The 25436-nt window shown below is 60.2% G+C and carries 30 protein-coding genes; 11 read left to right on the top strand and 19 right to left on the bottom strand.

Annotated elements, in window-relative coordinates; all coding sequences use genetic code 11:
- Nucleotides 1-7 precede the first annotated feature (7 nt).
- The 17 genes from AACW18_RS16180 to sctW form a co-directional block, all read right to left on the bottom strand.
- Nucleotides 8-823, bottom strand: coding sequence for a T3SS regulon anti-activator ExsD domain-containing protein (locus tag AACW18_RS16180; protein WP_218389223.1), 816 nt, complete (start codon nucleotides 821-823; stop codon nucleotides 8-10).
- A gap of 119 nt (nucleotides 824-942) precedes the next feature.
- Nucleotides 943-1758, bottom strand: coding sequence for an AraC family transcriptional regulator (locus AACW18_RS16175; protein WP_042654963.1), 816 nt, complete (start codon nucleotides 1756-1758; stop codon nucleotides 943-945).
- 336 nt (nucleotides 1759-2094) lie between these two features.
- On the bottom strand, nucleotides 2095-2499 hold the full coding sequence (locus tag AACW18_RS16170) for a YscW family type III secretion system pilotin (RefSeq protein ID WP_218389222.1): 405 nt from the start codon (nucleotides 2497-2499) through the stop codon (nucleotides 2095-2097).
- Nucleotides 2496-2729, bottom strand: coding sequence for a T3SS regulon translocated regulator ExsE family protein (locus AACW18_RS16165; RefSeq protein ID WP_218389221.1), 234 nt, complete (start codon nucleotides 2727-2729; stop codon nucleotides 2496-2498). The genes AACW18_RS16170 and AACW18_RS16165 overlap by 4 nt, the downstream gene beginning before the upstream one ends.
- Before the next feature lie 2 nt (nucleotides 2730-2731).
- A complete protein-coding gene (locus AACW18_RS16160; protein ID WP_218389220.1) occupies nucleotides 2732-3175 on the bottom strand; it encodes a type III secretion system chaperone in 444 nt (147 codons plus the stop codon).
- A gap of 135 nt (nucleotides 3176-3310) precedes the next feature.
- The gene (locus tag AACW18_RS16155; protein WP_218389219.1) at nucleotides 3311-4207 is read right to left on the bottom strand and encodes a YopD family type III secretion system translocon subunit; all 897 of its coding nucleotides are present in this window, start codon (nucleotides 4205-4207) and stop codon (nucleotides 3311-3313) included.
- Nucleotides 4208-4219: 12 nt separating this feature from the next.
- Nucleotides 4220-5263, bottom strand: a complete 1044-nt coding sequence (sctE, locus tag AACW18_RS16150; RefSeq protein ID WP_218389218.1) for a type III secretion system translocon subunit SctE — start codon at nucleotides 5261-5263, stop codon at nucleotides 4220-4222.
- Complete coding sequence (locus AACW18_RS16145) at nucleotides 5244-5741, bottom strand: SycD/LcrH family type III secretion system chaperone (protein ID WP_218389217.1); 498 nt, start codon at nucleotides 5739-5741, stop codon at nucleotides 5244-5246. The genes sctE and AACW18_RS16145 overlap by 20 nt, the downstream gene beginning before the upstream one ends.
- A 15-nt stretch (nucleotides 5742-5756) precedes the next feature.
- Nucleotides 5757-6773 carry a virulence-associated V antigen gene (locus AACW18_RS16140; RefSeq protein ID WP_218389216.1) on the bottom strand — a complete coding sequence of 339 codons (1017 nt, stop codon included), beginning with the start codon at nucleotides 6771-6773 and terminating at the stop codon, nucleotides 5757-5759.
- 9 nt (nucleotides 6774-6782) lie between these two features.
- Entirely contained in the window at nucleotides 6783-7070 is a 288-nt protein-coding gene (locus tag AACW18_RS16135) for an LcrG family type III secretion system chaperone (protein ID WP_042654970.1), read from the bottom strand.
- An 8-nt stretch (nucleotides 7071-7078) separates the two neighbouring features.
- Complete coding sequence (locus AACW18_RS16130) at nucleotides 7079-7558, bottom strand: LcrR family type III secretion system chaperone (RefSeq protein WP_218389215.1); 480 nt, start codon at nucleotides 7556-7558, stop codon at nucleotides 7079-7081.
- Nucleotides 7555-9720, bottom strand: coding sequence for a SctV family type III secretion system export apparatus subunit AscV (ascV, locus tag AACW18_RS16125; protein WP_305730707.1), 2166 nt, complete (start codon nucleotides 9718-9720; stop codon nucleotides 7555-7557). Before ascV ends, AACW18_RS16130 begins: the two co-directional genes overlap by 4 nt.
- Nucleotides 9653-9997, bottom strand: coding sequence for a type III secretion system chaperone AscY (ascY, locus tag AACW18_RS16120; protein WP_305730706.1), 345 nt, complete (start codon nucleotides 9995-9997; stop codon nucleotides 9653-9655). The genes ascV and ascY overlap by 68 nt, the downstream gene beginning before the upstream one ends.
- A gap of 2 nt (nucleotides 9998-9999) precedes the next feature.
- Nucleotides 10000-10365: a type III secretion system protein AscX gene (ascX, locus tag AACW18_RS16115; protein WP_218389212.1), complete on the bottom strand. Its 366-nt coding sequence runs from the start codon at nucleotides 10363-10365 to the stop codon at nucleotides 10000-10002.
- Nucleotides 10366-10709: 344 nt separating this feature from the next.
- Nucleotides 10710-11081, bottom strand: coding sequence for a SycN family type III secretion system chaperone Acr2 (gene acr2 / locus AACW18_RS16110; protein ID WP_218389211.1), 372 nt, complete (start codon nucleotides 11079-11081; stop codon nucleotides 10710-10712).
- Entirely contained in the window at nucleotides 11078-11359 is a 282-nt protein-coding gene (acr1, locus tag AACW18_RS16105) for a type III secretion system gatekeeper subunit Acr1 (RefSeq protein WP_042654975.1), read from the bottom strand. The genes acr2 and acr1 overlap by 4 nt, the downstream gene beginning before the upstream one ends.
- On the bottom strand, nucleotides 11340-12218 hold the full coding sequence (gene sctW, locus AACW18_RS16100; protein ID WP_218389210.1) for a type III secretion system gatekeeper subunit SctW: 879 nt from the start codon (nucleotides 12216-12218) through the stop codon (nucleotides 11340-11342). Before sctW ends, acr1 begins: the two co-directional genes overlap by 20 nt.
- A gap of 189 nt (nucleotides 12219-12407) precedes the next feature.
- Between sctW and ascN the strand changes: the two genes are divergently transcribed.
- The 11 genes from ascN to AACW18_RS16045 all read left to right on the top strand — a co-directional run bounded on the left by ascN (nucleotide 12408) and on the right by AACW18_RS16045 (nucleotide 20771).
- On the top strand, nucleotides 12408-13730 hold the full coding sequence (gene ascN, locus AACW18_RS16095; RefSeq protein ID WP_218389209.1) for a SctN family type III secretion system ATPase AscN: 1323 nt from the start codon (nucleotides 12408-12410) through the stop codon (nucleotides 13728-13730).
- Nucleotides 13727-14188 (top strand): type III secretion system stalk subunit SctO, encoded by a 462-nt coding sequence (sctO, locus tag AACW18_RS16090; RefSeq protein ID WP_042654978.1) that lies wholly within the window; start codon nucleotides 13727-13729, stop codon nucleotides 14186-14188. The genes ascN and sctO overlap by 4 nt, the downstream gene beginning before the upstream one ends.
- A 508-nt stretch (nucleotides 14189-14696) precedes the next feature.
- Nucleotides 14697-14849: a hypothetical protein gene (locus AACW18_RS16085; protein ID WP_256351919.1), complete on the top strand. Its 153-nt coding sequence runs from the start codon at nucleotides 14697-14699 to the stop codon at nucleotides 14847-14849.
- A gap of 17 nt (nucleotides 14850-14866) precedes the next feature.
- Nucleotides 14867-15433 (top strand): type III secretion system needle length determinant, encoded by a 567-nt coding sequence (locus AACW18_RS16080; protein ID WP_339381561.1) that lies wholly within the window; start codon nucleotides 14867-14869, stop codon nucleotides 15431-15433.
- Nucleotides 15430-16350 (top strand): type III secretion system cytoplasmic ring protein SctQ, encoded by a 921-nt coding sequence (gene sctQ, locus AACW18_RS16075; RefSeq protein WP_218389207.1) that lies wholly within the window; start codon nucleotides 15430-15432, stop codon nucleotides 16348-16350. The genes AACW18_RS16080 and sctQ overlap by 4 nt, the downstream gene beginning before the upstream one ends.
- Entirely contained in the window at nucleotides 16347-17000 is a 654-nt protein-coding gene (ascR, locus tag AACW18_RS16070) for a SctR family type III secretion system export apparatus subunit AscR (protein ID WP_042654981.1), read from the top strand. Before sctQ ends, ascR begins: the two co-directional genes overlap by 4 nt.
- A 1-nt stretch (nucleotide 17001) precedes the next feature.
- Nucleotides 17002-17268, top strand: coding sequence for a SctS family type III secretion system export apparatus subunit AscS (gene ascS, locus AACW18_RS16065; RefSeq protein WP_042654982.1), 267 nt, complete (start codon nucleotides 17002-17004; stop codon nucleotides 17266-17268).
- Nucleotides 17265-18053 carry a type III secretion system export apparatus subunit SctT gene (sctT, locus tag AACW18_RS16060; protein ID WP_042654983.1) on the top strand — a complete coding sequence of 263 codons (789 nt, stop codon included), beginning with the start codon at nucleotides 17265-17267 and terminating at the stop codon, nucleotides 18051-18053. The genes ascS and sctT overlap by 4 nt, the downstream gene beginning before the upstream one ends.
- A complete protein-coding gene (sctU, locus tag AACW18_RS16055) occupies nucleotides 18050-19114 on the top strand; it encodes a type III secretion system export apparatus subunit SctU (protein WP_218389206.1) in 1065 nt (354 codons plus the stop codon). The genes sctT and sctU overlap by 4 nt, the downstream gene beginning before the upstream one ends.
- 326 nt (nucleotides 19115-19440) lie before the next feature.
- Nucleotides 19441-20385, top strand: a complete 945-nt coding sequence (locus tag AACW18_RS16050; protein WP_256351917.1) for a hypothetical protein — start codon at nucleotides 19441-19443, stop codon at nucleotides 20383-20385.
- A complete protein-coding gene (locus AACW18_RS16045) occupies nucleotides 20385-20771 on the top strand; it encodes a hypothetical protein (RefSeq protein ID WP_256351916.1) in 387 nt (128 codons plus the stop codon). The genes AACW18_RS16050 and AACW18_RS16045 overlap by 1 nt, the downstream gene beginning before the upstream one ends.
- 106 nt (nucleotides 20772-20877) lie before the next feature.
- Here AACW18_RS16045 and AACW18_RS16040 read toward each other — a convergent pair whose 3' ends face one another.
- On the bottom strand, nucleotides 20878-22290 hold the full coding sequence (locus AACW18_RS16040; protein ID WP_218389205.1) for an efflux transporter outer membrane subunit: 1413 nt from the start codon (nucleotides 22288-22290) through the stop codon (nucleotides 20878-20880).
- Entirely contained in the window at nucleotides 22283-25432 is a 3150-nt protein-coding gene (locus AACW18_RS16035; protein WP_218389204.1) for an efflux RND transporter permease subunit, read from the bottom strand. Before AACW18_RS16035 ends, AACW18_RS16040 begins: the two co-directional genes overlap by 8 nt.
- Between the last annotated feature and the right edge of the window lie 4 nt (nucleotides 25433-25436).

The following is a 25436-nucleotide window of genomic DNA, read 5'->3' as shown; positions in this document are numbered from 1 at the left end:
GGGCTATCTAACGCGCGGGCGGTTGCCAGTAGAAGTGATCCTGAGCCAGGGAGATCCCCCGGCTAGCCAGCCATTCGTGCAGGGTCTGCGCCGCAGCGGGTTGATGAGGCAGAGCCTGCAGGGCATGCCAGAATGCGCCGAGCTCCAGCGGTACCGGCATCAGGCTATCCGGATCACCTTCTTTGCTCTGCAGCTCATACCAGGCAGGCCAGGCCAGCTGGAGACGCTGCTCACACTGTGCCTGCAACTGCTGTAACTCCTGCTCACGCTGGTCCAACTGGGCAAGCTGGGCCTCAATCCGGGTCTCAAGATCCACCGGCACATCGACGACCGTCTGCCAGAATACCGCCTGAGCACGGAGCTGCCGCCGCATGACCTGCAGCTGTTCCTGCTCGTTGAGCCAGCTACCGTAGAGGGGCTCCAGACGCTGAACCCACCAGTGATGCAGGGGATAGAGCACCCAGTGCCACAGCAGGCTGCGATCCGCCAGATTGATGCTGTCCCCCAGTTGTTGCAACCAGTCGTGGCCTTCACTGCCCGCCAGTCGCAGGATCTGCTGCAGTTCCTGGCGCGACACGACCAGCGCCGCATCCAGGCGACGTTGGAACCAGATAGAACCCAACAAAGTCTCCAGCTGGGTTCTTGGCAACAAGCGTTGCAATAACCCCAGCTGCTGCGATGTGATCACTCCGGCATCCTGATAACGGAGCGCGGACAGTCGCCCGACCAAGCGATCCCGACTCAGGGTGTCAGCTTGGACAACGGTGACCCGACGACCTGCAAACAGGCCCTGGTTAGGTGAATGGTGATCTTGCTGACTCATGCTATGCCTTGCTCATCTTGCTGCGGGCAATAATGGGATAATGCTGCGATATGTGGGTCATTCTATACATTGCCCCCTCTCCTGGCTTATAAAAAACGTCAGATTATTTTAGTCCGGCGTTAATCTCCGCCATGCCTGGCACGGCTTGGTGTGCACCCGAAACGACGGCGATAGCTCTGGGTAAAATAGGACTGACTGGAGAAGCCGGCCTCCATTGCAATATCGACGATGCTCATCTCACTATTGAGCAATAACTGATGAGCGTAGAGGATACGCCGTTCACTGATCCAAGCCCGGGGGGAGACGCCATATATCGAGCCAAATAACTCCTTGAAGGTAGTCAATCCCATGCCAAATTCTTTGGCAAATACGCTCAACTTCCACTCCATCAGATAATGCTTTTCCATGAAGTGTTGTAACCGCTCGACCTGGCGATTGCTCAACTGCCGTAAGATGGACATCAATTGGGCACCCTGCTCGCCAAATGCCAGCAGGAACAACAACTCCTCGGTGCGCAATTGGGCAAGAGCGGGTGGATGCGCATGCTCCGTCAAGCCGCACAAACCCTGAATACACTGCGTCAGCAAGGGGGACGTGTTGAAAGGCAATAAGCTGGGTGCCATGCCATCGACTCTGGCTACTTCACTGAGCAGTGAGCCAAAACGTTGTAAGAAGCCTTGCAGGAAGGTACTGGAAAAGGGTAGCCAAAGCAGGCGACAAGGGCCTTCACCGGTACAGACCGCATAGTTGCCACGGCGCACGAACATCAGTTCGTTGGAGGATAACTCGTAGGTGTCGGTGCAGTCTTGCCACTTCATCGAGCCTTCCAAGAGAATATATATTCCCTCTTGTGAATGTTCGATGACGTTAAAAGCAGACATGCGCCACTGGAGCAGGGCTATATCGCCCTTCTCTGCGGTAGTAATGCCCTTCATATGTCGTTTTCCTGAATCTGCGCGTAGTGCCAGTAACATCTCAGCTGAAGAAGGCTTCCGCTGGACATCTTATTATTGGCGTTTTATTTATTTTTGTGTGACGTAATCAATTTCAAGGCGACAAATTAATCACCATTGAAATTCGGGAGGGCATCCTACAACAGCCATCAACAGAAAAACCAGCCAAATATTAGAGCTAGTGCACTACTTGTGCATTTATCTAATTATTACAAAAAGTAACCATCCCATTGGAAGATAGTTCGTTACAAAAAAAAACATTTAATACCGCATGATAAACAAATAACTGTTTGATTTCAGACTTGTTTATTAATCACCTTACTGCTGACATTGTGGATAACAGGTTTTTGGCTGCAATTTAATAACTATTTTCTCATTATTAAAATCCTTAAAAACTTTCTGCTGATGAGTGGCTTGTATCCCCGAACTGCCGCTGAAACGCAAGCGGGTACGCAGATAGAGCTCCCCTTCTGCAAGCTGCAAGGGTGTCAGCCGCACATCAAATGCCAGCGGCAATATGCTCACCTCATATTCGGTGGCCGCAACCTGCAGCAGACGCCCCTTGATCACACTCAGCACCGCCACCTCCACGATGGCTGGTCGTGGCAATACCCCGGCAAGCTGCACCTCCCCCTTCAGTTGCAGCAGGGGGGGTTGCACCACCGGTGTCGAGACGCAGCCCGACAACATGACTATCAGCAGCAAGGCAAGCAGGCGGCTCATAGCACGCGGATCTTGCGTTCGGCCAGCGGCATGTGCTCGCCCTGTTGCAAACGCTGAAGTGTCAACTCCTGCACCCGATTAAGGATAACGGCAGGACGTAGCAAGGCCGACAAGGGCAGCTGACCAGCGGCAACCTGCATGGAGCTCATTGCTCTGCCGGCAAAGTCTTTCGCCGTGTTCTGGCCAATAGTCTGCAGCGCGGCACTACTGGGTGATTCCTGGATCTTCATGGTTATACCCGCACCCCCACCACCTCATCACTGCTATCACTCGGCTGCTCTTGGGGTCGCAGCAACTCCTGCCAAAACTCGGCATGCTCGAGCATGCTGGCGAGACTCTCTTCAAGCTGCACCAGCGTCAGTTGGCTGGCCGCCATCTGACGATAGAGTTGTACCGTCAGGCTCTCCTCATCGAACCCGAAGTGCAGATTGAACTGATACCAATGGCGGTTGAAGCTGGCCAGTTGGCGAAAGATCCCCTCGCCCACCTGATGCAGCTCGGCCACATCGGCCTGCAACACCAGATGATCTCGCTCCGGCACCAGGATCAGGCTCAACTGCAGTCGCTCATCAAAGCAGAGTGCTGCGACCCCCTCCTGATTGAGAACAAGGGATGGCAAACCATATTTGGTGGCAAATTCGGCTAGCAGTTGATTGATGATGACAGTTACATCCATGATTTCCTCCAGCAGAGAGGGAGGGATGTTAGCCTGTCGCAGCAATCCTGGCTGTCACTCAAAGGCGGCTCTTTTAAGAAAAAAAGCCAGAAAAACAAAAAGGCGCCCGGGTGGGCGCCTTGAACAACATCATGATTATGCAACGCCGAATGCGGCTCGCATGGCCTGGTTATGGCTCTGGGCGTATTGCTGCATCATCTGCAACACATCCTTCATGAAGCCGCTGTTGAAGTTCATCTGATCTTCCACTTTCTGCTTCTGCGTCTGGGCCACGCTGGAACGCACCTCGTCTTCCTTGGCATCCGCCTGGGAGAACCCTTGGCTAACCTGAATGGAGCTATTGGCCATCTGGGTACCTCCTTGCAGCACGGTACTGACGAGCTGCTGGCGACTGTTGTTGGCATCAAACTTCTTGTTCAGGGTCTTCAGGGCCGCCTTGTCGTTACTGATCCTTGCAGTCAGCTCCTGTCCGGCATCCCCTATATCCAGGCCAGCCGCTTTCTTCATGTCCCCAAGCTGCTGTAGATCCTTCTGCCGACCTGTGATGTTAGCGTTGAGGGCCTTGTCCTGTTTGACGGCCTTGGCCGATTTGCTCATGGAGAAGCCTCCCATGACGGCCGAAACTGCGGTCATCACCCCGGACACCACCGCCATGGCAATCATCAGCTTGGCGCCACTGCGCATCTCGTTCACCTGATCCTTCTGGGCGGAGATCACGGCCTGGTTCTCCATGTCCCGCTGCTGCAACCCCATCTCGCGGGCTCGGCGCGCCATCTCGAACAGCAGGCTCATGATGCTGAGAGTGCTATCGAGCTCTGAACTACCCTTGGTCAGCAGACTCGCATCTAACCCCTGGCGCGGCCGGATCAACTCGGGCATAGCCTGAGATTGAGATCCTTTGACAGACGTGTTGTTACCCGCCTCATGGGTCGTCCGCTGGCCGGTAACGCCCTCCTTGCTCTGCACCCCGTCATTGCCGGTGGGAGCGACATAGCTGCTACCCTGGGTGTTGTTGGTATTGACACTGCTCATATCGAACTCTCCTTAAATGGCTGCCGGTCTGCTGGCGAGGTTATTGAACATGGCCCCTCTGGCCGTGATCATCTGGAAGATCATCTCCATCACTTGCTGGAACGCCTCCGTCATCTGGGACAGGGCATCCTTGAGCTTGTCCATCACCCCCTCCAGCAAGGTCATTGCCTGACGGTTCTCCAGCAGATCCGCCTGCTTGGTCTGCAAGTGGGCCTGCATCGCACTGTCGACTGTCTTGGTCACGCCGCCGCTCACATCGAGCACTAGATCAGCCGCCTGGGTAGCGAATTTGACAGCTTTCGAGGCGGTACTCGCGGCGCTGGTTCCCAAGGTGACCACAACAGTGATAATGGCAATCAGAATCTCCGCAGCCATCATGATAGGCCCCAGAATCTTCATATCCTCCGGGGAGATGCGACCATCCTCGGCGGCCTGCTGCACTGCCATATTGGCAATACCAACCGCACCACCGACGATCATCATGGCGCCGGCCGCGGCACCGATACCGGTGGCGATCATGATGGCCCCGAGAACGATGGAGGCGATGGCGCTGATCCAGCCGAAGATTTTGGCGGCCAGACCGGATTTCTTGGCTTTATCGGCGGCTTCCCCGGCCTCCTTCATCTTGGTCTGGTTTTCATCGATCTTTTTCAGGTTTTCGGCGCGAGCCCGCTCAATATCGGCCAGCTTCAATTTCTTCTGGGTCTGCTCCAGCTCGCTGGTCATCTTCCCCAGCTCGATCTCGAACTCTTCGGGAGAGGTAAAGGCCAATTTGGTCAACAGGGAGGAGTGGGCCAGCAGCTTGGAGGCATTGGCCGCCCCCTGCTGGACCGTCTTCATCACTTGCCCCAGCTCCTGCTGCTGAGCAGGAGTCACCTGCTGATTGATACCAGGCTTGGGCTGCGGTAGATCCACCCCCTGAACCCGTCCCTCGCTTCTATTATTGAGCTCACCGGCCGCTACCTGGGTGGTCTGAGCGGTACCCTTGTTGTCCTCAACCAAGGGGAGCTGGGCCCCTCCGATGGGAAGAGGGCGATCACTGGTTATCGGATGCATTCTGCATATCCTTTTTTGCTTTAACAGCTTCCAACATGATGCCGGCGCGGGTGGCTAACTCCGCCAGTTCAGGCTTTGCTGCCATCAACAATTGGGCCGAGTGGAAGCCACTCTCGGCCCCTTCGAGCTCTCCCATCTGCAGGAGACACTCGGCGGCATGGAAGGGGAATCTGGGTTCCTGGAGATCCATCATGGCGCCATAGCTATAGCTATCGATGGCCAACTGGAATTGGCCCAGCGCCTGACGGCAAGCTCCCAGCCCCAGAAAGAAACGCGCCTCGTAATGATCCAGCACGCAGAGGGCCTGAAAGATCTTGTGTGCCTCGTCGTACTTGCCGGCGCGATACTGGTTGAAACCCAGGGTGTAGAGCTGCTCCAACGTATCGCTGGACACCTCGTTGAGCATGGCAAGGGTGCCCCCATCCTGCAGGAAGGCCTCTACCGCCTGTTCGTCTACCTGAGTCATATCGTGTTCCATTACTGCTCCTGAGAATTAAATAGCCTGAAGGATCTGTTGCATGACACTCTCGTATTTCTGGATAAAGCGATTAAGTGCCTCGATGACAGCGTTATAACGAGAGCTGATATCATTAAGCTCGGTGGTTTTTTGACTGAGCTTGTCATTAAGTGGCTTGGACCTATCATTGACCGTCGTCGCAAAATTGCTTAATGGATTATTATCTTTCTTGTATTCATAGGAATCCTTAACATCACTCAGGGCCCCGGTATCCTTTTTAGGAGAGAGCAAGAAGTCCTTTATTGATAACACTACCAGCTTGTCGTCTTTCAAATTAGTCGGGTCAACCCCCCTCTCGGTGGCAATGTCTTTCAGCAACTGGTACTGAGGGTTATATTGACCATTCGCATCTTTCTTGACAAATTCCGCATGACTGCCGTAGCCATAGAGCTTGTAGTCAAACAGATTGATGCCTTGCGAGCCCACCTGCACGGTTCCATTGTGTTGCTGAGCCGTACTGATCTCCGACTGTATGACAGAATATGTTCTTAGCTCGGCGGTCAGCCTGCCCACGTCATTCTTAAGCACATCCCGCTTATTGCTATGGTTATTCATGGTGTCAAGAAACACCCCAATAACATCATCATCAATACGGTCAGGTGTGAGTGAGAAATGGGTCACAGCCAAAAATTCTCGCAGAGAATAACTCGTCTTCCCTGCGGCAGCGGCATCAGTGATGATTTTCTTGAATTGCTCAAAGCCCGCCTTTATTTGGCTATCATATTGCCCACCAGGATTTACAGAATCGGCAGGCATAAAATAGGCAAGCACTTTTTTTAATAGCTCTTCGTCGTCACTCACCACTTTATCTGTAAATTTCGCGCTATCTATTTTTTGATCATAGGTGGCGGTGATTTTTATTTTTTTCTCTTTGAGAGAATCAACTAAATCCTTTAATAAAGTTGACTTTCCACCTTGTAGATCATCCAACTTGACTTTGCCAAGATCAGACAGAAATATTTGGGGGTCTTTGTTATATGAGCTGATTTCCATCGCTATATCCTATATTACCAAACCGCGCATCATGGCCGGGCGTCTGGGGCGGACTCCGTTATTTGTTTCTGGTGGGGAAAGCTGGCGGCGGCGATAAAGCTCACCCAACAACTCCTGCTCAGCCTGTGACTTTTCTGACACTGAGCCCTCTGCAAACAACAAGCTGGTCACCTGCGGGCTGATATCGAGGGCGTTCCACATCTCGTTCAATAAGGCCGTACGATGATCACTGTCTCTGATGGCCAGTTCCGCCTTCGCAATCGCCTCGTCATGCTCGCTACCTTGGTGCTCCTTCATCTTGCCTCCTATTTTATTTTCGGGTGCCAATCGTTCCTATCAAGAGAGGTCGTTGTTTTGTTGTTTTGTTGTTTTCTCATGGATGTCAATGAGATAACCTCCGCCACATCGAGTGAAAACCAGCCAGGCTGGGGCTCTGCCGCCCCGGCCCAGCGACGGTAGAAACGGGCAAGCCGCTCACCGCTCAAGGTGCTGCCATTGAGCACGCTGACATTGCCGTACAGGTGGAAACCGCCCCCCAGCGCGGCAAAACCGGCTTGAGCCAAGAGATACAGGGCAGAGAAGGGATTGATCAGCCCCTGCCTGGCATGAGCCCTCTCGATAAGCACAATCCAGATGCGTCGCTCCGACGGCTCGACGCGCCAGGCTACCCGGAGGCCGGCATGCTCGAAGACATGCCCCAGCGGGATCGGAGTGCTGCACAGGGTATGCCTGGCGCAGGCTATCCCCCGCGCTTCAAACCAGGGCAACAGAGGATCGCGGGTCACAGGCAGACCCTCCCCAGCGGCTGGATGTTGATCTGCTGGGTCAGCTCCTGATAGGAGAGTACCGGCAGGGCGTGATAGTCCCCTTCGATGAGCTTGCGCACATAGCGGCGAATATCCATGGAGACGATGAGTACCGGCTTGTTCTGCATCTGGGCCAGATCCCCCACGGTATGGCGGACCTGATCCAGAAAGCCCTGGGTCACGGCAGGATCGAGCGCCAGGTAGCTGCCGGCACTGGTCTGGCGGATACCGCCCCGGATCTGCTCCTCCACCTGCTGATCGAGCAGGTAGGCGGGCAGGATGTTGTTGCCGTTCGCGTACTTGTAGCAGATGTAGCGTTTGAGACTGCTGCGGATGTACTCGGTGAGCTGCACCACGTCTTTCTCCTTCTGGCCCCACTCCACCATGGCCTCCAGGATGGCCCGCATGTTGCGGATCGAAATGTCCTCTCCCACCAGTCGTTGCAGGATCTCGGTCATCCGCTGCAACGGGATGATACGTTGCGCCTCCTTGACCAGCTCGCCATAGCTCCCCTCCATCTGCTCGAGCAAATACCGGGTCTCCTGAATGCCGATAAAGTCTTCAGCATATTCGCGCAGCACATGGGAGAGGTGCCAGGTCACCACCTGATCTGTGGTGAGTGCCGCCAGACGGGATTTTTCGAGCCGCTCCCGGTGTTCATTGGCCACCCACAAGGTGGTCTGCCCCGGTAATAGCGGTGCCCCTTCCTCATAGGGGATCCCCAGCAGATCGAGCTGGGAAGCATTCTCCTGCACCAGCTGATGACCCGGTCGCAGCAGACCGCGAGCCACCGGCACCTCCTGCAGCTGGATCAGATATTCCCCAGGCCCGATCCCCTCGTTGAAGCGCAGATGGATGCCGGGGAACGGCACCCCGAGATCGAGATAGAGTGCCCGCCGCACCCGCACCAGTTCTTCATTGAGGGCTATCGCCTCCAGATCGGCCTGCAGGGCGGCATCCACATCGATCAGCAGGGGCACCGTCATGGCAAACTCCTCCTTCTCGCCGAGCTTGCCTCTGGGCTTGCCGCCCGGTTTGGGCTTGCTGCGCGCCGCTGGCGCGCCAGCTCCCTGAGCCAGCACAGTAGGCAAGTCCTGACTGTTGCCGCTCTGCTCCTTGCGCTGGCGCAGCCCGATAAAGTAGCCGCCCGCCGTCACCACGGCGGCCAGGGTGAAGAAGGTCACCATGGGGAAGCCCGGTATCAAGCCGAACAGCAGCAACAACATGCCACCGATCAGCAGCGCCTTGGGCTGGGCCACCACCTGGGCGCCGATGTCGGTACCCAGATCGGATGACTCCTCAGAGGAGACCCGGGTGACTATGATTCCTGCGGTGATGGCGATCAGCAGCGCTGGCACCTGGGAGACCATGCCGTCCCCCACCGTCAGGATGGAATACAGTTGAAGCGCATCGGCCGCCGACAGTCCCTTCTGGGTCACCCCTATGGTGACGCCCCCCAGGATGTTGACGAAGATGATGATGAGGCCCGCGATCGCGTCCCCCTTCACGAACTTCATGGCGCCATCCATGGAGCCAAACATCTGACTCTCCTTCTCGATGACCCCGCGCCTGTCCCTGGCCTCGTGCACGTCTATCACCCCGGCGCGCATGTCACCGTCGATGCTCATCTGCTTGCCGGGCATCGCATCGAGGGAGAAGCGGGCACTGACTTCCGCCACCCGCTCCGAGCCCTTGGTGATCACCAGAAACTGGACGATGGTGATGATGAGGAAGATGACGATCCCCACCACCAGATTGCCCCCCACCACGAAGTTGCCGAAGGTGTAGACGATCTGGCCGGCATCGGCCTGCAGCAGGATCATCCGGGTGGTGCTCACCGAGAGCGCGAGCCGGAACAGGGTGGTGATCAGCAACACCGCCGGAAAGGCGGAGAACTGCAGAGGGGAGTTGATGTAGACCGCCATCATCAACAGCACCACAGAGATGGTCATGTTGATGGCGATGAGAATATCCAGGGCCACCGGCGGCAGCGGCAAGACCATCATGAAGACGATGGCAAGCAGCAGCACCGCCAGCATGATGTCCTTGCGCTCGCCTATCCGGCGCAGCAGCTCAAGGGAGCGTTGATTCATTCTGCTCTTCCAGTTCGAGATAATGTTGATAGGCGAAACGGGCTTCATCGAGTCGTCCTGCCAGCTGGCAGGCCCGGCTGCGGCAGAGCCAGAGCGCCCCATCGGCATCCCCGTCCCGCATCAGGCACTCGGCGTGGTTCAATGCCTCCTCTCCCTTCTCCGATCTGAGCAGGGCCACCAGCAGGGCGCGCCGTCCGGCCTGATGCTCGGGGTGAAGCTGCAGCAGGGCGGCAAGCAGGGTGCAGGCCCGATCGGGATGGCCATACTGCAGGTGCAGCCAACCGGTGAGCAGCAGCAAGTCCTGCTGCCGTGACGAGAGGGTCATGGTCATACCTTGTGCAAGAGATGAAGGGTCATCTGCATTAGTTGTTCATCCAGATGCATCTGCTCAAGCAGACTGGCGGCAGCCTGCAACTCGGCCGACTGCACGCCGGCCAGGGTCGCCCGCAATCCCTGCATCGCCTGGTTGAAGTCCCGCGGTCGCAGCAGCTCGTGAAAGCCGCAGGCGGGAGCAGCAAAGTCGAGTAGTGCCCGCTCCGCCAGACGCTCGGGGTAGAGGCGGTTGATATGGGGCTCGATGGACTGGCCGTCCGGCAGCAGGGCATAGCGCCCCGGCAGGCTCTGCTCCTGCTCGTCGAGCGTGATGGCGCTGAGCTGCTCGATACCGATATGAGCGGCGGTGATGCGGCTCATGGGGCAGATACCTCAGGTGAGAGCTGCGCCAGACAGCGCAACGTCTGGTGAGGCCGCCACCGGATGATGGTGCTGAGCTGCTCGATGTCTATATGCGCGGCGGTGATGCGACTCATGGGGCAGATACCTCAGGTGGGAACTGCGCCAGACAGCGCAACGCCTGGTGAGGCCGCCACCGGATGATGGTGCTGAGCTGCTCAATGTCTATATGCGCGGCGGTGATGCGGCTCATGGGGCAGGTACCTCAGGTGGGAACTGAGCCAAACAGCGCAACGCCTGGTGAGGCCGCCACCGAATGATGGTGCTGAGCTGCTCGATGTCTATATGCGCGGCGGTGATGCGGCTCATGAGGCCAGTACCTCATGTTGCAACCGGGTCAGGGTACGCAGCGCCTGATGGAGCAGCGGCAAGGTGAGTGCCCGCTCATCCAGGGTGACAAACAGGATCAACTGATCCTCTGCCAGCCAGCCTGCCCGTACCGGCAGGGCCGGTGCCTGTGCCGCCGCAGTGAGGGTCATGGCCCGCCTGATCGCATCATCACTCCGATGCCACGGCAGGCTGCGGGCCAACCAGAGGCTCAACTGCCCCTGATGGCGTTCCAGTTGCAAGGTACCGCTCTGCTCCAGCTCAAGCTGGATCAGGTGGTGGGGGTTGTCCCCGATGGCAATTCCCAGATCCTGGCAAAACTGCACCAGCAGGGGTTCAATCCAGTTCATAAAGGATCTCCAGACAGCTCATCCTCTTCCCGCTCAATGGCGTTATCGAGCGCCCCCTGGCAACACTGCAACAGGTTCTGGCGCTGCTCCTCTTCGCTGAACAGCTCCACCGGCAACAGGCGGATCAACCGCTTCAGCTCCTGATAGAGCAGCACCTGCTCGCGGCACACCGTCAGCTCGAGCGCCACGCCTACCTGCTCCACATCCCGCACGCTGGCCCAACGTTTCTCGACCAGCGCGATCAGGTCTCCCATCAGATCAGAAGGCCCGTATGCCATGGGCCGACCCCTCCTTCACCCGTTGCCACAGCTCGTCGACCTGAGCCGAGAGGGTATTGAGCAGTCGTAGCTTGTGCATGTCGCTCATCACCCGCTCAAGCTTGACCGGGTCGAGCCAGCGCTGCTGGGTATCGAGGTCGGCGCTCAGCGCCTTCATCATGAAACCGGTGACTTTTTCCAGCGCACCGTTGCCAAAGCGGCTGTGAATGTCGCGCCAGGCGGCCGAGAGGGCGCGGTAGTCCTGCACCGCATCCCGGTAGAGATCCCGCAGATCCTGCTCAGCCCCAACCCCTTGCCTGGCCGCCTCGGCCGCCGGGCCGCTGATGCGGGATCCCAGCACTATGGCGGTGCCTTGCTCTTCGGCCAGCTTGGCCAGCGCCTGCTCGATCAGGGCGAGGGTCCCCTGCAGCTCGGGCCGCCCCGCCAGTGCATTGCGGGCCTGGCAGAGCGCCTCGAACTGTTCGCTCACCTCCCCCGAGAAGCTCTCGAGATAAGCCAGCAGCTGGGAGAGGTTGGCCAGTCGGCCGCTGCCAAGGTGGCTGACCATCTCCTTGATCTTCTGCTGGCGCTCAAGCCCGGGCACCTTCTCCAGATAATCCCCCACCAGCTCCTCGAGCTCGCTGATCCTGGCGTGGCTATCGCTCAGCTTGCGTTTGGTCAATGAAAGCTCGGAGCGCTCGGAGAAGACGAAGGTCAGCTCTTCGGCGGCATCGGCCAGAGATTGGGCCGCGCTGGCCAGCACGACCCGCTCCCCCTGAAACTGGCCACCCTGCTGGGGGACCGAGCGGGGGGTGGCCTCAGCCGCACGCGCTTCTGGCTGAGTGGTAGAGGCATAGGGGTTGCTCTGGATAATGGCCATGGACACTCCCGTGACAAATGGATTGACGATGGCGGCATTATAAAAATTGCCCCCCGTCGCCTATGCCAAAATCAGCCGTGAATTTTTAGCCCGCCCCCAACCATTTTCTAAAAAGTCCCGACTCGCGCTGAAATCCCGACGTGTCGGCATCGCCTATAGTGGCCACCAGTTTCACTATCGCCGATCCCTATGACCCTCTCCCTCGACCACCTCCCCGGCCAGCTTCGTCAAGCCATCGACGACTGCCGGTTGATCCAGATCCGTGGCCGGGTCACCCAGGTGACAGGCACCCTGCTCAAGGCCGTGGTACCCGGGGTGCGCATCGGCGAGTTGTGCCACCTGCGCAACCCGGACAACAGCCTCTCCCTGCTGGCGGAGGTGATCGGCTTTGCCCAGCATCAGGCCCTGCTCACCCCTCTTGGCGAGATGTTCGGCATCTCCTCCAACACAGAGGTGAGCCCGACCGGCTCCATGCATCAGGTCGGCGTTGGGGAGCATCTGCTGGGTCAGGTGCTGGACGGGCTCGGCAACCCCTTCGATGGCGGCCATCTGCCCGAACCCGCCGCCTGGTATCCGGTCTATCGGGATGCCCCTCCCCCCATGAGCCGCAAGCGGATCGTGCAACCCATCTCCCTTGGCATCCGCGCCATCGATGGGCTGCTCACCTGCGGCGAGGGGCAGCGCATGGGGATCTTCGCCGCCGCCGGTGGCGGCAAGAGCACCCTGCTCGCCTCACTCATCCGCAGCGCCGAAGTGGATGTCACAGTACTTGCCCTTATCGGGGAGCGGGGACGGGAGGTGCGGGAATTTATCGAGGCGGATCTGGGGGAAGAGGGTCTCAAGAAGGCAGTGCTGGTGGTCGCCACCTCGGATCGCCCGGCCATGGAGCGGGCCAAAGCAGGCTTTGTCGCCACCTCCATCGCCGAATATTTCCGGGATCAGGGCAAGCGGGTGCTGCTGTTGATGGACTCCGTCACCCGCTTCGCCCGCGCCCAGCGTGAAATCGGCCTGGCCGCCGGCGAACCCCCCACCCGGCGCGGTTACCCCCCGTCGGTGTTTGCCGCCCTGCCCCGCTTGATGGAGCGGGCGGGTCAATCCGACAAAGGCTCCATCACCGCCCTCTATACCGTGCTGGTGGAGGGGGATGACATGACCGAGCCGGTCGCCGACGAGACACGCTCGATCCTGGATGGCCACATCATACTGTCGCGCAAGCTGGCGGCGGCCAACCACTACCCGGCCATCGACGTGCTGCGCTCGGCCAGCCGGGTGATGAACCAGATCATCGAGCCGGCCCATCAAGAGCAGGCCGGCCGTCTGCGCAGCTGGCTCGCCAAATATGAAGAGGTGGAGTTGCTGCTGCAGATCGGTGAATACCAGAAGGGGCAGGATCCGGTCGCAGACCAGGCCATCGCCCGCATCGAAGTCATTCGTCAGTGGCTCAAGCAAGGAACCCATGAGCCGAGCTCACTGGAGCAGGCACTCGCCACCCTTGAGACGCTCACCCGATGATCGGTCGTTTGCAGCGGATCAAGGCGCTCAGGCTCGAGCAGGCCGAACAGCAGCTGGCCGCCCAGCAAGCCAGATTGCAGCTGGCTCACACCCGCCAGCGGGAGGCTGAGCAGGAGAGCCAGACATACCGCCAGTGGCGACTGCGAGAGGAAGAGCGCCTGTTCACCCTCTGTCAGGAGCAGCAGGTCGATCGCAAAGGGCTGGAGCAGTGGCAACAACAAGTGTCCCTGCTACGGGAAAAGGAAGCCCATCTGGAGCAAACTGCCGCCGAGCAGGCGGAGCGGGTGGCCGAGGAGCGCATCCGGCTGCAGGAGCGCCAGCAGGCCATGTATCGTGCCCGTCAACAGCAGGAAAAATTTGCCGAACTTCACCGTCAGGAGCTGGCTGCACAGCAAGCCCTGCGTGACTACAACGAAGAGCAGGAACAAGAAGAGTTCCGCCAGCAGATCAGGATGTAACCAGCCATGAACCGAATCATCTCCGCCGGGGAGCCACCCATCTCCTGCGGCGAACAGCAAATCACCCGGGCCAGTCGAGAGCAGCAACAGCGATTCGAGCAGGCGATGCTCCCGGATCGGGATCAGCGCAACACCCAGCACCAGGCTCAACGTACCGAGGAAGGGGAACAACGCCTTCTTCAGGAACAACAACTCAGCCAGCTGGCATCTCAGCACAAAGACAAGCGGCAGAAGGCCGGGACCAACGACCCGCACACACCTGAGCGGCCCATGCCGCCAACATCCCGACAGCCGATGCAGGAGTCGCCGTCTCGCCAAGAGGAAGCGTTTGGTTCATTGAGCGCCGCCCAATCGGAATTGAATGCCCCTGACCTCGTGCAAGAGAAAAACAGAAGAGAACGGCCAGTCCCAGGTGAAGAGCCGACAAGCTCCGAGCTTTTCGTCTCTGGATCATCGCTCCAGACCACTCAAGAGCTGATGCAACCATTACCTGTGCCACCGGTCAAGGATGTCTCTCACCATCCCGACTCAGACGCTGGTACTGGTACTGGTACTGGTACTGGTACTGGTACTGGTACTGGCACTGGCACTGGCACTGGCACTGGCACTGGCACTGGCACTGGCACTGGCACTGGCACTGGCACTGGCACTGGCACTCTAGTACCCCAGGATTCACAAGTGGACAGCAACCCATCGGTACCGGACACGACGATAACGACCGGCAAAATAGCGCAGCCACAGGGCGATACCCCGCGCACCGATAGCGGCGAGACAACCTCCCTGCTCGCAGCCGAGTCGGAAGAGACAACGCAAAGCCGCGAGGAACTCGTAGCCGTCGGGCAGCAGCTTCCCCCACCAGCCAGGACCCCTGGCGATCTGCTGCTGGCTCGCGTCTCGCCTGCGCAGAGCAATCCAGAACTGGGACGACTGCTTGAGCGACTGGCGGTGGATATCCATCTCGAACTCGGGCGCCCGGATCGTCCCCCCCTGCTGCGCCTCAACCTGCCGGCACTGGGGGATCTCGCTATCCGCATCGCGCACCACGGTGGCGAGTTGCAGATCGAGATCCAGGCCAGCAGCCAGGGCCAGCTACTGCTCAATCAGGGGCGTAGCGAACTGTTTGACCGCCTGCAGCGCCTCTATCCGGGTGAACTGGTCAGGCTCGACCTGTTCTCTCAGGGAGACAGTGAGCAGGGCTCTCGCCAGCAGAGATCCATCTATGAAGAGTGGGATGCCGACGCATGATGCCAATGACCCTACCCACAGCGCCACTGGCGGAACTTGCTCTGCAACAGTGGCTAAGCCAGCACCGGCACCATTTTACCTGGACGGGCGGCGAGCTCACCCTCGGCATCGGCCTCCCACCCGCGAGTCTGGATACCACTCTGCAACTGCAGTGGCAGGGACTGAGCCTGCCCCTTAAGTGCCAGGGCGCCGAACTGGCGCGCTGGCTGGCACCGGATCTGCAACAGGCGGCGCTGTTCAGCCTGCCTGCCACCCTGCAACTGGCATTGATCGAGCGCCTCGGGCAGCCCCTGCCCGGCCTCAGCTGCTCGGCTCTCGTCCACGAGGTGAGCGGCTCCGGCTCCCCCGCCTTGCAGATCCTGCTGCTGCGGGAGGAGACCTGTCTCTCGCTCTGGCTGCATCAGCCCGAGTCACTGCTGGCCAGACTGCCACCACGCCCGCAGCAGCAGAGGCTACCCCTGCCGCTGACGCTCTCCCTGCACTGGGGGGAGATGCGCCTGACCATGACGGAGCTCGCCGCCCTTGCCGGTGGCGATGTACTGCTGCCCCCGCCACAGCGCGCGCCGAGTCAACGGCTGCTGGCCTGCCTGGAGGGACGCCCCTTCGCCTATTGCCAACCCCACCAACAACATCTGGAACTGACCGACATGTACACCTCTGCCCCCGATGAACCCCTCAGCCCGACCGAGCTGGAGAGCCTGCCCATCCAAGTGAGCTTCGAAGTGGGCCGCCAGACCCTGGATTGGCACAGCCTCACCAGCCTGCAGCCGGGTTCCCTCCTCGATCTGGCGACCCCTCTCGATGGCGAGGTGCGCATCGTCAGCAACGGTCAACAGCTTGGTATCGGCCGACTGGTGGATATTCAGGGCAGGCTGGGAGTCCGTGTCGAGACCCTGAACAGGGGACCCCAGGCATGATCCAGCTACCGGATGAGCTCAATCTCATCGTGGGGCTGGCCTTGCTGGCCCTGCTGCCCTTTATCGCCGTGATGGCTACCTCCTTCGTCAAGATGGCGGTGGTCTTCTCCCTGCTGCGCAACGCCCTTGGGGTGCAGCAGATCCCCCCCAACATGGCGATGTACGGGCTGGCTATCATCCTCAGCATCTATGTGATGGCCCCGGTCGGCTTTGCGACTCAGGATTACCTGCGCCAGAACGAGGTATCGCTCGCCAAGTCAGAATCCGTGGAGAAGTTCCTCGACGAGGGCATGGCCCCCTACCGCGCCTTCCTGAAAAAGCAGATCAAGCCGCGGGAGCACGCCTTCTTCATCGACAGCACCAAACAGCTGTGGCCAAGCGAGTATGCCGACCGGCTGGAGCCGGACAGCCTGCTGATCCTGTTGCCCGCCTTCACCGTGAGCGAGCTCAGCCGCGCCTTCGAAATCGGCTTTCTCATCTATCTGCCCTTTATCGCCATCGATCTCATCATCTCCAACATACTGCTGGCGATGGGGATGATGATGGTTTCCCCCATGACCATCTCGCTGCCATTCAAGTTATTGCTGTTCGTGCTGCTCGATGGCTGGGCCCGTCTCACCCATGGGCTGGTCATCAGCTACGGAGGCTGACATGAGTCACGCCGATATCCTGCATTTCACCAGCCAGACCCTCTGGCTGGTGCTGATCCTCTCGATGCCGCCGGTGCTGGTCGCCGCCCTGGTGGGCACGCTCGTATCCTTATTGCAGGCGTTGACCCAAATCCAGGAGCAGACCCTGGGCTTCGTCGCCAAGCTGATCGCCGTGGTGATCACCCTGTTTGCCACCACCGCCTGGCTGGGCAATGAGCTCTACAGCTTCGCCGACATGGTGCTGTTCAAGGTGCCGCAGATCCGATGACGCTGGAGACGCTTCAGGCCCAGATGCTGGCCTATACCCTGCTGTTGCCGCGCTTTATCAGCTGCTTCGTGATGCTGCCGGTCCTCAGCAAGCAGATGCTGGGGGGCAGCATGATCCGTAACGGTGTGGTCTGTTCACTGGCGCTCTACGCCTACCCCATGGTCGCCGGCACCCTGCCCATGACCATAGGCGGGATGGAGCTGATGTTGCTGGTTGCCAAAGAGGTGCTACTGGGGCTGCTGATTGGCTTTGTGGCCGCCATCCCCTTCTGGGCCGTCGAAGCGAGCGGTTTCCTGATCGATAACCAGCGGGGCGCCGCCATGGCCTCCCTGCTCAACCCGAGCCTAGGCAGTCAGACCAGTCCAACCGGGCTGCTGCTGACCCAGACCCTGATCACCCTGTTTTTTGCCGGCGGCGCCTTCCTCGCCCTGCTGACCGCGCTGTTCCAGAGCTACACCAGCTGGCCGGTGGCGCATTTCTTGCCAACGGTGGGACCGCAATGGGTCAGCTTTTTCTACAGTCAGTTCAGTCAGATGCTGCTGCTCTGTGCCCTGCTGGCAGCCCCCCTGATGATCGCCATGTTTCTGGCCGAGTTCGGACTGGCCCTCATCAGCCGCTTTGCCCCCTCCCTCAACGTCTTTGTGCTGGCGATGCCGATCAAGAGTGCCGTCGCCAGCTTGCTGTTGGTGATCTACATCAAGCTGATGATGGATCATGCCTATGAGCAGGTGCTGGCGGTGATGAACCCGCTGAGCCTGCTTGGCCCTATCCTGGAGGCGCCATGAGCGGTGAAAAGAGCGAACAACCCACTGCCAAAAAACTACGGGATGCCCGCAAGAAGGGGCAAGTCGCCAAGAGCAAGGAGGTGGTCTCCACCGCCATCATCCTGAGCCTGATCGGCATGCTGATGGCGATGTCCGATTACTATCTGGAGCATCTTGGCAAGCTGATGATGATCCCCGAAGCCCACCTCGACCGCCCCTTTGCCCAGGCACTCAACCACGTGGTGGAGAATCTGATGCAGGAGCTGGCCTATCTCTGCATTCCGATCCTGGCGGTCTCGGTGCTGGTGACGATTATCTCTCATGTCGCCCAGTACGGGTTTCTGCTGAGTGGCGAATCGATCAAGCCGGATATCAAGAAGATCAATCCGGTAGAGGGGGCCAAGAAGATCTTCTCCATCAAGAGTCTGGTGGAGTTCCTCAAGTCCTTGATCAAGGTGAGCCTGCTCAGCCTGCTGGTATGGGTCACGATCCAGGGCAACTTGCAAGCCCTGCTGCAACTGCCCGGCTGCGGCATGGCCTGCATCACCCCGGTGCTTGGCGCCATGCTGGGCCAGCTGATGGCAGTCTGTGCCATGGGATTTGTGGTGATCGCCATCGCCGACTATGCCTTCGAACACTTCCAGCACATCAAGCAGCTCAAGATGAGCAAGGACGAGGTGAAACGCGAATACAAGGAGATGGAGGGGAGCCCGGAGATCAAGAGCAAGCGCCGTCAGTTCCATCAGGAGCTGCAATCGAGCAACATGCGCGCCGATGTGAAACGCTCTTCGGTCATCGTCGCCAACCCGACCCACATCGCCATCGGCATTCGCTATGAGCGGGGAGAGACTCCTCTGCCCCTGATCACCCTGAAATTTACCGATGCCCAGGCGCTGCAGGTCCGCAAGATCGCCGAGGAAGAGGGTATCCCAGTGTTGCAGCGGATCCCTCTGGCTCGCGCCCTGTATCGGGATGCCCTGATCCACAACTACATTCCGGCCGAGCAGATTGAAGCCACCGCCGAGGTTTTGCGCTGGCTGGAGCAGTGGCGTCAGGCCGAAGGGCAACACACCTCCTGGTAACGGCCTGTTCATCGTAAAATTCGCGATGCCAATGGCACGAGTCCAGCCACGCCATCGTTTGGCGGCTTAGGGCGAAAACCAGCGACGCCAACCCGTGCAAGGAGATCGCCCCCCTGATACAAAGATGACCACCCGTTGGGTGATGCCTGGGTTCAGCAGACAGGTCCAATACCCGGCGAGCTAATTCGCTGAGCCTCCCGCCACTGCGGCTGGCATGACTAGCCTTCGCCCCTAACAAACTGACAAATCTCCGGCCTAACCTTGATATAGCGCGCCGCCCTGGCCCGTTATCATCCCCCTATCGTCCGCCATTTAGAGAACAGATCATGGCCTTATCGGCAATCAGTGGATCTCAGCTCCATCCCCAGTCACAGGCCCATAGCGTCTCAACCAACCCCTTGTTGACGCAAGGCAACAAGCTGTTCGAACAATCGGTACAGCGTGGCATAGGTCACTTCCAGAGCGCTGATCTTAAAAGCGTCATCAGTGCCCTGCGTCAGCTGCAAACTGCACCGGATGCTGGCAAGGCCCAACGCGTACAGGATGCCATCCAGCACTGGGAGCAGCACCATCCCAAAGAGGTGGCCGCCCGTGGCACCCGCCTGAATGAGCTCAAGCAGGTGCTGGCCGAACAGGGCGCCATCGCCAGACCGCAGCAGCAGGCGCCGAAAGTCATGGCAGGGGGCACTCATGCCCTGCTCCAGCAGAGCATGGCGGGTCTGGAAAAACTGGGAAGCTACGCCTGTACCGACGCCCAGACCTTCGTGCAGCCCAGCAACCCCGACTACCAGAAGATCATCGGTAAACTGAGCTCATTTGGTCAGGATCCCCAACGCCTTGCCGCCAACCAGCGGGCCAATAACAGCGCCAACATGGCGGCCATCCAGATCACCCGGAACAAGCAGCCGCTCTCCTTGCGCACCATGGAGAACATTGCCAGGGCGGTAGATGAAGCCAAGGCGGGTTGCTGTTCGACCCTGGCCTACTCGGCCGCGACAGAGCTGCTGCGTCACAACAGTGAACAGCGGATCGAAGTGTTGGCACACCGTGGTGCCCACGGTCATTCCCAGACCCACTGCTTCGTGGTGGTAGGCCGCGCCGAAGGGAGCGATCTCGGCAAGCCTCAGAGCTGGGGCCCCGACGCAAGGGTTGTTGACCCCTGGGCGGCCACCATAGGAGCTCGCCTCATCGGTACCGCAGACAGGCCCCCCATCGCCAACCTGTGGCCCCCCACAGAGTCGGTGTTTGATACTGCGGCCAGGGAGTCTTGATGATGTTCAATGCCATGTTATCCGCGCTCTGCCGTCATCTGGCACTGCCACAAGAGGGCCTGCATAAAGATGGGCTGGATCTGCCGGTGGGCCCTTTCAGCCTGCATATCCGGCAACAGGATGAGCTGGTCACCCTGTTTATTCCTCTGGGCAAGATACCCGTTGTCTCCCTCGCGGCCATGGCCGACTGGCCGGTGTTACAGCTCAGCCGCAGTGGTGAACAGGATGCCCTGCTCTGGAGCCGGGAGTGGCTGGACAAGCTGGATGTGGAGATCCTGGTCGACCTGATCAGCCGCATGCTGCACCAGGCCGAGACCCTGGCCCACCCCCTCCCCGCGCCACCGGCCGTCTCCGCCAGCGGGGGCCAGCAGGGCATCCGCGGATAGTCGGTATCCGGCCCAACACGCTGCCGCCACTGGCTCACACATAAAAACAGGGCGAACCGGATGGTTCGCCCTGTGGCTGTCACGCTGTCAGCGCAAGGATGAGAGGCTAGCCCTGGCTTGCGGAGGCCGATGCTTCCTTGGGTGGCTGCCAGCCGCCACCGACCGCCTTGTAGAGCGCGACCTGGTTGGTCAGCTGGGCCAGGCGGGTGCTGATCAGCCCCTGTCTGGCGCTGAACAGGGAGCGCTGGGCGTCGAGGCGGGTCAGGTAGCTGTCCACCCCTTGCTCGTAGCGGAACTCGGCCAGCTTGAAGTAGGTCTGGTTGGCATCCACCAGATCCTGCTGGGCCTGCAGCTGCTGCTGATAGTCCGCCTGGGCGCCGAGGGTATCCGCGACCTCCTTGAAGGCGGTCTGGATGCTCTTCTCGTAGCTCGCCACCGCCTGCTTGGTGCCGACCTCGGCCACATCCAGATCCGCCACCCGCTTGCCACCGTCGAAGATAGGCAGATTGATCTGGGGCATGAAGGTCCAGGTGCCGGTGCCGCCGTCAAACAGCCCGCTCAGCTGGTTGCTGGCGGTGCCCGCCGTCGCGGTCAGCGAGATGGTCGGGAAGAAGGCGGCACGGGCCGCGCCTATGTTGGCATTGGCCGCCTTCAGGCTGTGCTCCGCCGCCAGGATGTCGGGCCGCTGCTGCAGCAAGCTGGAGGGCGCCCCCACCGGGATGGCCGCCAGTTGCACCTCGGCCAGGGTCGCCGGTTGTCCCTCCAGCACCGGCACCTGTGTGCCGAGCAGCAGGGCCAGACCGTTTCTGTCCTGTTTCACCTGACGCTGGAATTGCGCCTGGCTGACCCTGGCGTTCTCGAGGGCGGTGCGCCCCTGCGCCAGCTCCATCTCGGAGGCCGCCCCCAGCCGGTACTTGTGCTGGGTCAGCGCGTAGCTCTCCTGCTCGGTCGCGAGCGTCGCCTGGCTCAGCGCCAGCAGTTCCTGATCCGCCAACAGGGTGAGGTAGGCATTCGCCACCGAGGCGATCAGCGCGATCTGGGTGCTGCGCTGGGTCTCGATTTGCGCCAGGTAATTCTCCAGCGCCTGATCTTTCAGGCTCTGGATCCGGCCAAACAGGTCCAGCTCGTAGGCGGTGATGCCGATGTCAGCCCCGTACTGGCTGCTGATGGTCCCCTGCCCCGTGCCGCTGAGATCGTCGGATCCCTGCTGGCGGGTGCCGGCACCGTTGGCGGCCAGGGTGGGCAGCTGGGCCGCCCGCTGGATCCGGTATCTGGCCTCATAGGCCTCGACGTTGAGCGCCGCGAGCCGCAGATCCCGGTTGTTCTCCAAAGCCGTGTCGATAAGCTTTTGCAGCGCCGGATCGAGGAACTGCTGCTGCCAGGGGGCGACCGCCCCCTGGGTGGCGAGGTTCTCTTGCCAGGAGGCGCCTTGCGGCACCTCCGGGCGTTGATAATCGGGGGCCATGGAGCAGGCCCCCAGCAACATTGTCACACTCAAGGCGACCAGGGTCTTAGTCATGTTTGATCTCCTTGGCGTGGGTCACGCGCTCTTCGGCGCTGTGGTGCTCGGTGAAGTAACGCATCACCAGCACGAAGAACAGCGGCACGAAGAAGATGGCGAGCACTGTGGCCGTGATCATCCCCCCCATCACGCCGGTGCCGATGGCGTTGCGGCTGCTGGCGCCGGCGCCGGAGCTTACCACCAGCGGCAGCACGCCGAGGATGAAGGCGAGCGAGGTCATCAGGATCGGGCGCAGGCGCTGACGGGAGGCTTCCACCACCGCATCGCCCAGCTTCATGCCCTTGTCATGGAGCTCCTTGGCAAATTCGACGATCAGGATCGCGTTCTTGGCCGACAGCCCTATGGTGGTGAGCAGGCCCACCTGGAAGTAGACGTCATTCTCCAAGCCGCGCAGGGTGGCCGCCAGTATGGCGCCCAGTACCCCGAGCGGCACCACCAGCATGACCGAGAACGGAATGCTCCAGCTCTCGTACAGGGCCGCCAGACAGAGGAAGACCACCAGCAGCGAGATGGCGTACAAGGCAGGCGCCTGAGAGCCGGCCTGCCGCTCCTGGAAGGAGAGACCGGTCCACTCGATGCCGATCCCGTCCGGCAGCTGTTGCACCATCTGCTCGATGGCCGCCATGGCATCACCGGTACTCTTGCCCGGCGCCGCCTCACCGACGATCTCCATGGCGGAGACGCCGTTGTAACGCTCGAGACGCGGCGAGCCGAAGCTCCACTCGGTGCTGGCGAAGGCGGAGAAGGGCACCATCTGGCCGGTGCTGTTGCGCACGTACCACAGCTTGAGATCCTCCGGGTTCATCCTAAATGGCGCATCCGCCTGCAGGTAGACCTTCTTGACCCGGCCGCGATCGACGAAGTCGTTCACATAGGAGGAGCCCCAGGCCGCCGACAGGGTGTTGTTGATGTCGCTGATGGAGAGCCCCTGGGCCAGCGCCTTCTCGTAATCGATCTTGATGTCGAGCTGGGGCGTGTCTTCCATCCCGTTCGGGCGCACCCGCACCAGGTTGGGATCCTGCGCCGCCATGCCGAGCAGCTGGTTACGGGCCTGCATCAGCTTCTCGTGACCCAGACCACCGCGGTCCTGCAAGAAGAAGTCGAAGCCGGTGGCCGTGCCGAGCTCAGGAATGGGAGGCAGGTTGAAGGCGAAGACCTGCGCCTCCTTGATGCTGAACAGATAACCCATGGCGCGGCCTATGATGGCGTTGGCGCTGCGCTCTTCCCCTTGCCGCTCGCTCCAGTCCTTCAACTTGATGAAGGCCATGCCGCTGTTCTGGCCGCTACCGGCGAAGCTGAAGCCCGCCACCGTCAGCACCGAGTCGACGTTATCCTTCTCGGTCTCGAGGAAGTAGTCGCGCATCTGCGCCAGCACCACCTCGGTACGCTCCTTGGTGGCGCCGACCGGCAGCTGCACCATGGACATGATGACCCCCTGATCCTCTTCCGGCAGGAAGGAGGTGGGCAGGCGCAGGAACAGCACCGCCAGCACCGCCAGCATGGCCAGATAGATGAGGCTGTAGCGGGTACCCTGCTTGATCACCTTGCGCACGCCGTTCTGGTAACGGTTGGCGTTGGTGTCGAAGAAGCGGTTGAACCAGCCGAAGAAGCCACGCTGGATGCCGTGCTCGCCCTGTTTGATGGGCTTGAGCAGGGTGGCACAGAGCGCCGGGGTCAGGATCAGGGCCACCAGCACCGACAGCACCATGGCCGAGACGATGGTGAGGGAGAACTGGCGATAGATGGCGCCGGTCGAGCCGCCGAAGAAGGCCATGGGCACGAACACCGCCGACAACACCAGGGCGATGCCCACCAGGGCACCGGTGATCTGGGTCATGGACTTGCGGGTCGCCTCCAGCGGGGAGTGGCCCTCCTCGCTCATCAGCCGCTCCACGTTCTCCACCACCACGATGGCGTCATCCACCAGCAGGCCGATGGCGAGCACCAGACCGAACATGGTCAGGGTGTTGATGGAGAAGCCGAAGGCCGCCATGACCCCGAAGGTACCGAGCAGCACCACGGGCACCGCTATGGTCGGGATCAGGGTCGCCCGGAAGTTCTGCAGGAACAGATACATGACGCAGAACACCAGGAAGATGGCCTCCACCAGGGTCTGCACCACCTCCTCGATGGAGATCTTCACGAACGGCGTGGTGTCGTAGGGGTAGACGATCTTCATGTTGGCCGGGAAGTAGTTCGCGAGCTCATCGAGCTTGCCGCGCACCTCGTCCGCGGTGTCGAGGGCGTTGGCCCCGGTGGCCAGCTTGATCGCCAGCGCCGCCGTGGCCTGACCGTTGTAGAGCGCGGTAGCATCGTAGCTTTCACCGGCAAGCTCGACCCGGGCCACGTCCTTGAGCAGCACCTTGGAGCCATCCTGGTTCACCCGCAGCAGTATGTTGTTGAACTCCTCCGGGGTAGACAGACGGGTCTGCCCCATGATGGTGGCGGTAAATTGCTGATCGTTCACCGAGGGGGTGCCGCCCAACTTGCCGAAGGCCACCTGGGCGTTCTGGGCCTTGATGGCGGCCTGGATGTCCCCTGGGGTCATCTGTACCCGGTTGAGCTTGTGTGGATCCAGCCAGACGCGCATGGAGTACTGGCTGCCGAACAGGGTGATGTCACCCACCCCGTCCAGCCGGCTCAGGGGCTCCTTGATGTTGCTCACCACGTAGTCGGCGAGGTCATCGTTGGTCATGCTGCCATCGGTGGAGATGAAGGCGGCCACCATCAGGAAGCTGCTGGAGGTCTTCTGGACCCGGACACCCTGTTGCTGTACCTCTTGCGGCAGCAGCGACATGGCCTGCTGCAGCTTGTTCTGCACCTGCACCTGGGCGATATCCGGATCGGTGCCCGGCTTGAAGGTGAGGGTCACGCTGACATTACCGGACGAATCCGACTGGGCAGACATGTAGAGCAGGTGATCCAGCCCCGTCATGTTCTGTTCGATGATCTGGGTCACCGAGTCTTCCACCGTCTTGGCGGAGGCGCCCGGGTAGCTGGCGGAGATGCCAACCGCCGGCGGGGCTATGGTCGGGTACTGGGCCACCGGCAAGCCGATGATGGCCATGGTCCCGGCCAGCATGATCACCAGGGCGATTACCCAGGCAAAAATGGGTCTATCTATAAAAAATCGTGCCATGAGG

It is taken from the genome of Aeromonas sp. sia0103, from assembly GCF_963895295.1.
Lineage (GTDB): Bacteria > Pseudomonadota > Gammaproteobacteria > Enterobacterales > Aeromonadaceae > Aeromonas > Aeromonas encheleia.
The sequence above is the reverse complement of the archived record's forward strand: the minus strand, read 5'-3'. Positions and strand labels throughout refer to the sequence as shown.

What these genes read in the sequence shown, in the direction of transcription:
- ascN (WP_218389209.1), top strand. Translation starts at nt 12,408, where the DNA reads ATGACCCTCTCCCTCGACCACCTCCCCGGCCAGCTTCGTCAAGCCATC.
- AACW18_RS16040 (WP_218389205.1), bottom strand. Translation starts at nt 22,290, where the DNA reads ATGACTAAGACCCTGGTCGCCTTGAGTGTGACAATGTTGCTGGGGGCC.
- sctO (WP_042654978.1), top strand. Translation starts at nt 13,727, where the DNA reads ATGATCGGTCGTTTGCAGCGGATCAAGGCGCTCAGGCTCGAGCAGGCC.
- AACW18_RS16175 (WP_042654963.1), bottom strand. Translation starts at nt 1,758, where the DNA reads ATGAAGGGCATTACTACCGCAGAGAAGGGCGATATAGCCCTGCTCCAG.
- sctU (WP_218389206.1), top strand. Translation starts at nt 18,050, where the DNA reads ATGAGCGGTGAAAAGAGCGAACAACCCACTGCCAAAAAACTACGGGAT.
- ascV (WP_305730707.1), bottom strand. Translation starts at nt 9,720, where the DNA reads ATGAAGCCCGTTTCGCCTATCAACATTATCTCGAACTGGAAGAGCAGA.
- sctT (WP_042654983.1), top strand. Translation starts at nt 17,265, where the DNA reads ATGACGCTGGAGACGCTTCAGGCCCAGATGCTGGCCTATACCCTGCTG.
- AACW18_RS16170 (WP_218389222.1), bottom strand. Translation starts at nt 2,499, where the DNA reads ATGAGCCGCCTGCTTGCCTTGCTGCTGATAGTCATGTTGTCGGGCTGC.
- AACW18_RS16145 (WP_218389217.1), bottom strand. Translation starts at nt 5,741, where the DNA reads ATGGAACACGATATGACTCAGGTAGACGAACAGGCGGTAGAGGCCTTC.
- ascS (WP_042654982.1), top strand. Translation starts at nt 17,002, where the DNA reads ATGAGTCACGCCGATATCCTGCATTTCACCAGCCAGACCCTCTGGCTG.
- sctW (WP_218389210.1), bottom strand. Translation starts at nt 12,218, where the DNA reads ATGGCCATTATCCAGAGCAACCCCTATGCCTCTACCACTCAGCCAGAA.
- AACW18_RS16180 (WP_218389223.1), bottom strand. Translation starts at nt 823, where the DNA reads ATGAGTCAGCAAGATCACCATTCACCTAACCAGGGCCTGTTTGCAGGT.
- AACW18_RS16160 (WP_218389220.1), bottom strand. Translation starts at nt 3,175, where the DNA reads ATGGATGTAACTGTCATCATCAATCAACTGCTAGCCGAATTTGCCACC.
- AACW18_RS16165 (WP_218389221.1), bottom strand. Translation starts at nt 2,729, where the DNA reads ATGAAGATCCAGGAATCACCCAGTAGTGCCGCGCTGCAGACTATTGGC.
- acr2 (WP_218389211.1), bottom strand. Translation starts at nt 11,081, where the DNA reads ATGAACTGGATTGAACCCCTGCTGGTGCAGTTTTGCCAGGATCTGGGA.
- AACW18_RS16085 (WP_256351919.1), top strand. Translation starts at nt 14,697, where the DNA reads ATGTCTCTCACCATCCCGACTCAGACGCTGGTACTGGTACTGGTACTG.
- AACW18_RS16140 (WP_218389216.1), bottom strand. Translation starts at nt 6,773, where the DNA reads ATGGAAATCAGCTCATATAACAAAGACCCCCAAATATTTCTGTCTGAT.
- AACW18_RS16135 (WP_042654970.1), bottom strand. Translation starts at nt 7,070, where the DNA reads ATGAAGGAGCACCAAGGTAGCGAGCATGACGAGGCGATTGCGAAGGCG.
- sctE (WP_218389218.1), bottom strand. Translation starts at nt 5,263, where the DNA reads ATGCATCCGATAACCAGTGATCGCCCTCTTCCCATCGGAGGGGCCCAG.
- ascR (WP_042654981.1), top strand. Translation starts at nt 16,347, where the DNA reads ATGATCCAGCTACCGGATGAGCTCAATCTCATCGTGGGGCTGGCCTTG.
- sctQ (WP_218389207.1), top strand. Translation starts at nt 15,430, where the DNA reads ATGATGCCAATGACCCTACCCACAGCGCCACTGGCGGAACTTGCTCTG.
- ascY (WP_305730706.1), bottom strand. Translation starts at nt 9,997, where the DNA reads ATGACCCTCTCGTCACGGCAGCAGGACTTGCTGCTGCTCACCGGTTGG.
- AACW18_RS16035 (WP_218389204.1), bottom strand. Translation starts at nt 25,432, where the DNA reads ATGGCACGATTTTTTATAGATAGACCCATTTTTGCCTGGGTAATCGCC.
- ascX (WP_218389212.1), bottom strand. Translation starts at nt 10,365, where the DNA reads ATGAGCCGCATCACCGCCGCTCATATCGGTATCGAGCAGCTCAGCGCC.
- acr1 (WP_042654975.1), bottom strand. Translation starts at nt 11,359, where the DNA reads ATGGCATACGGGCCTTCTGATCTGATGGGAGACCTGATCGCGCTGGTC.
- AACW18_RS16155 (WP_218389219.1), bottom strand. Translation starts at nt 4,207, where the DNA reads ATGAGCAGTGTCAATACCAACAACACCCAGGGTAGCAGCTATGTCGCT.
- AACW18_RS16045 (WP_256351916.1), top strand. Translation starts at nt 20,385, where the DNA reads ATGATGTTCAATGCCATGTTATCCGCGCTCTGCCGTCATCTGGCACTG.
- AACW18_RS16050 (WP_256351917.1), top strand. Translation starts at nt 19,441, where the DNA reads ATGGCCTTATCGGCAATCAGTGGATCTCAGCTCCATCCCCAGTCACAG.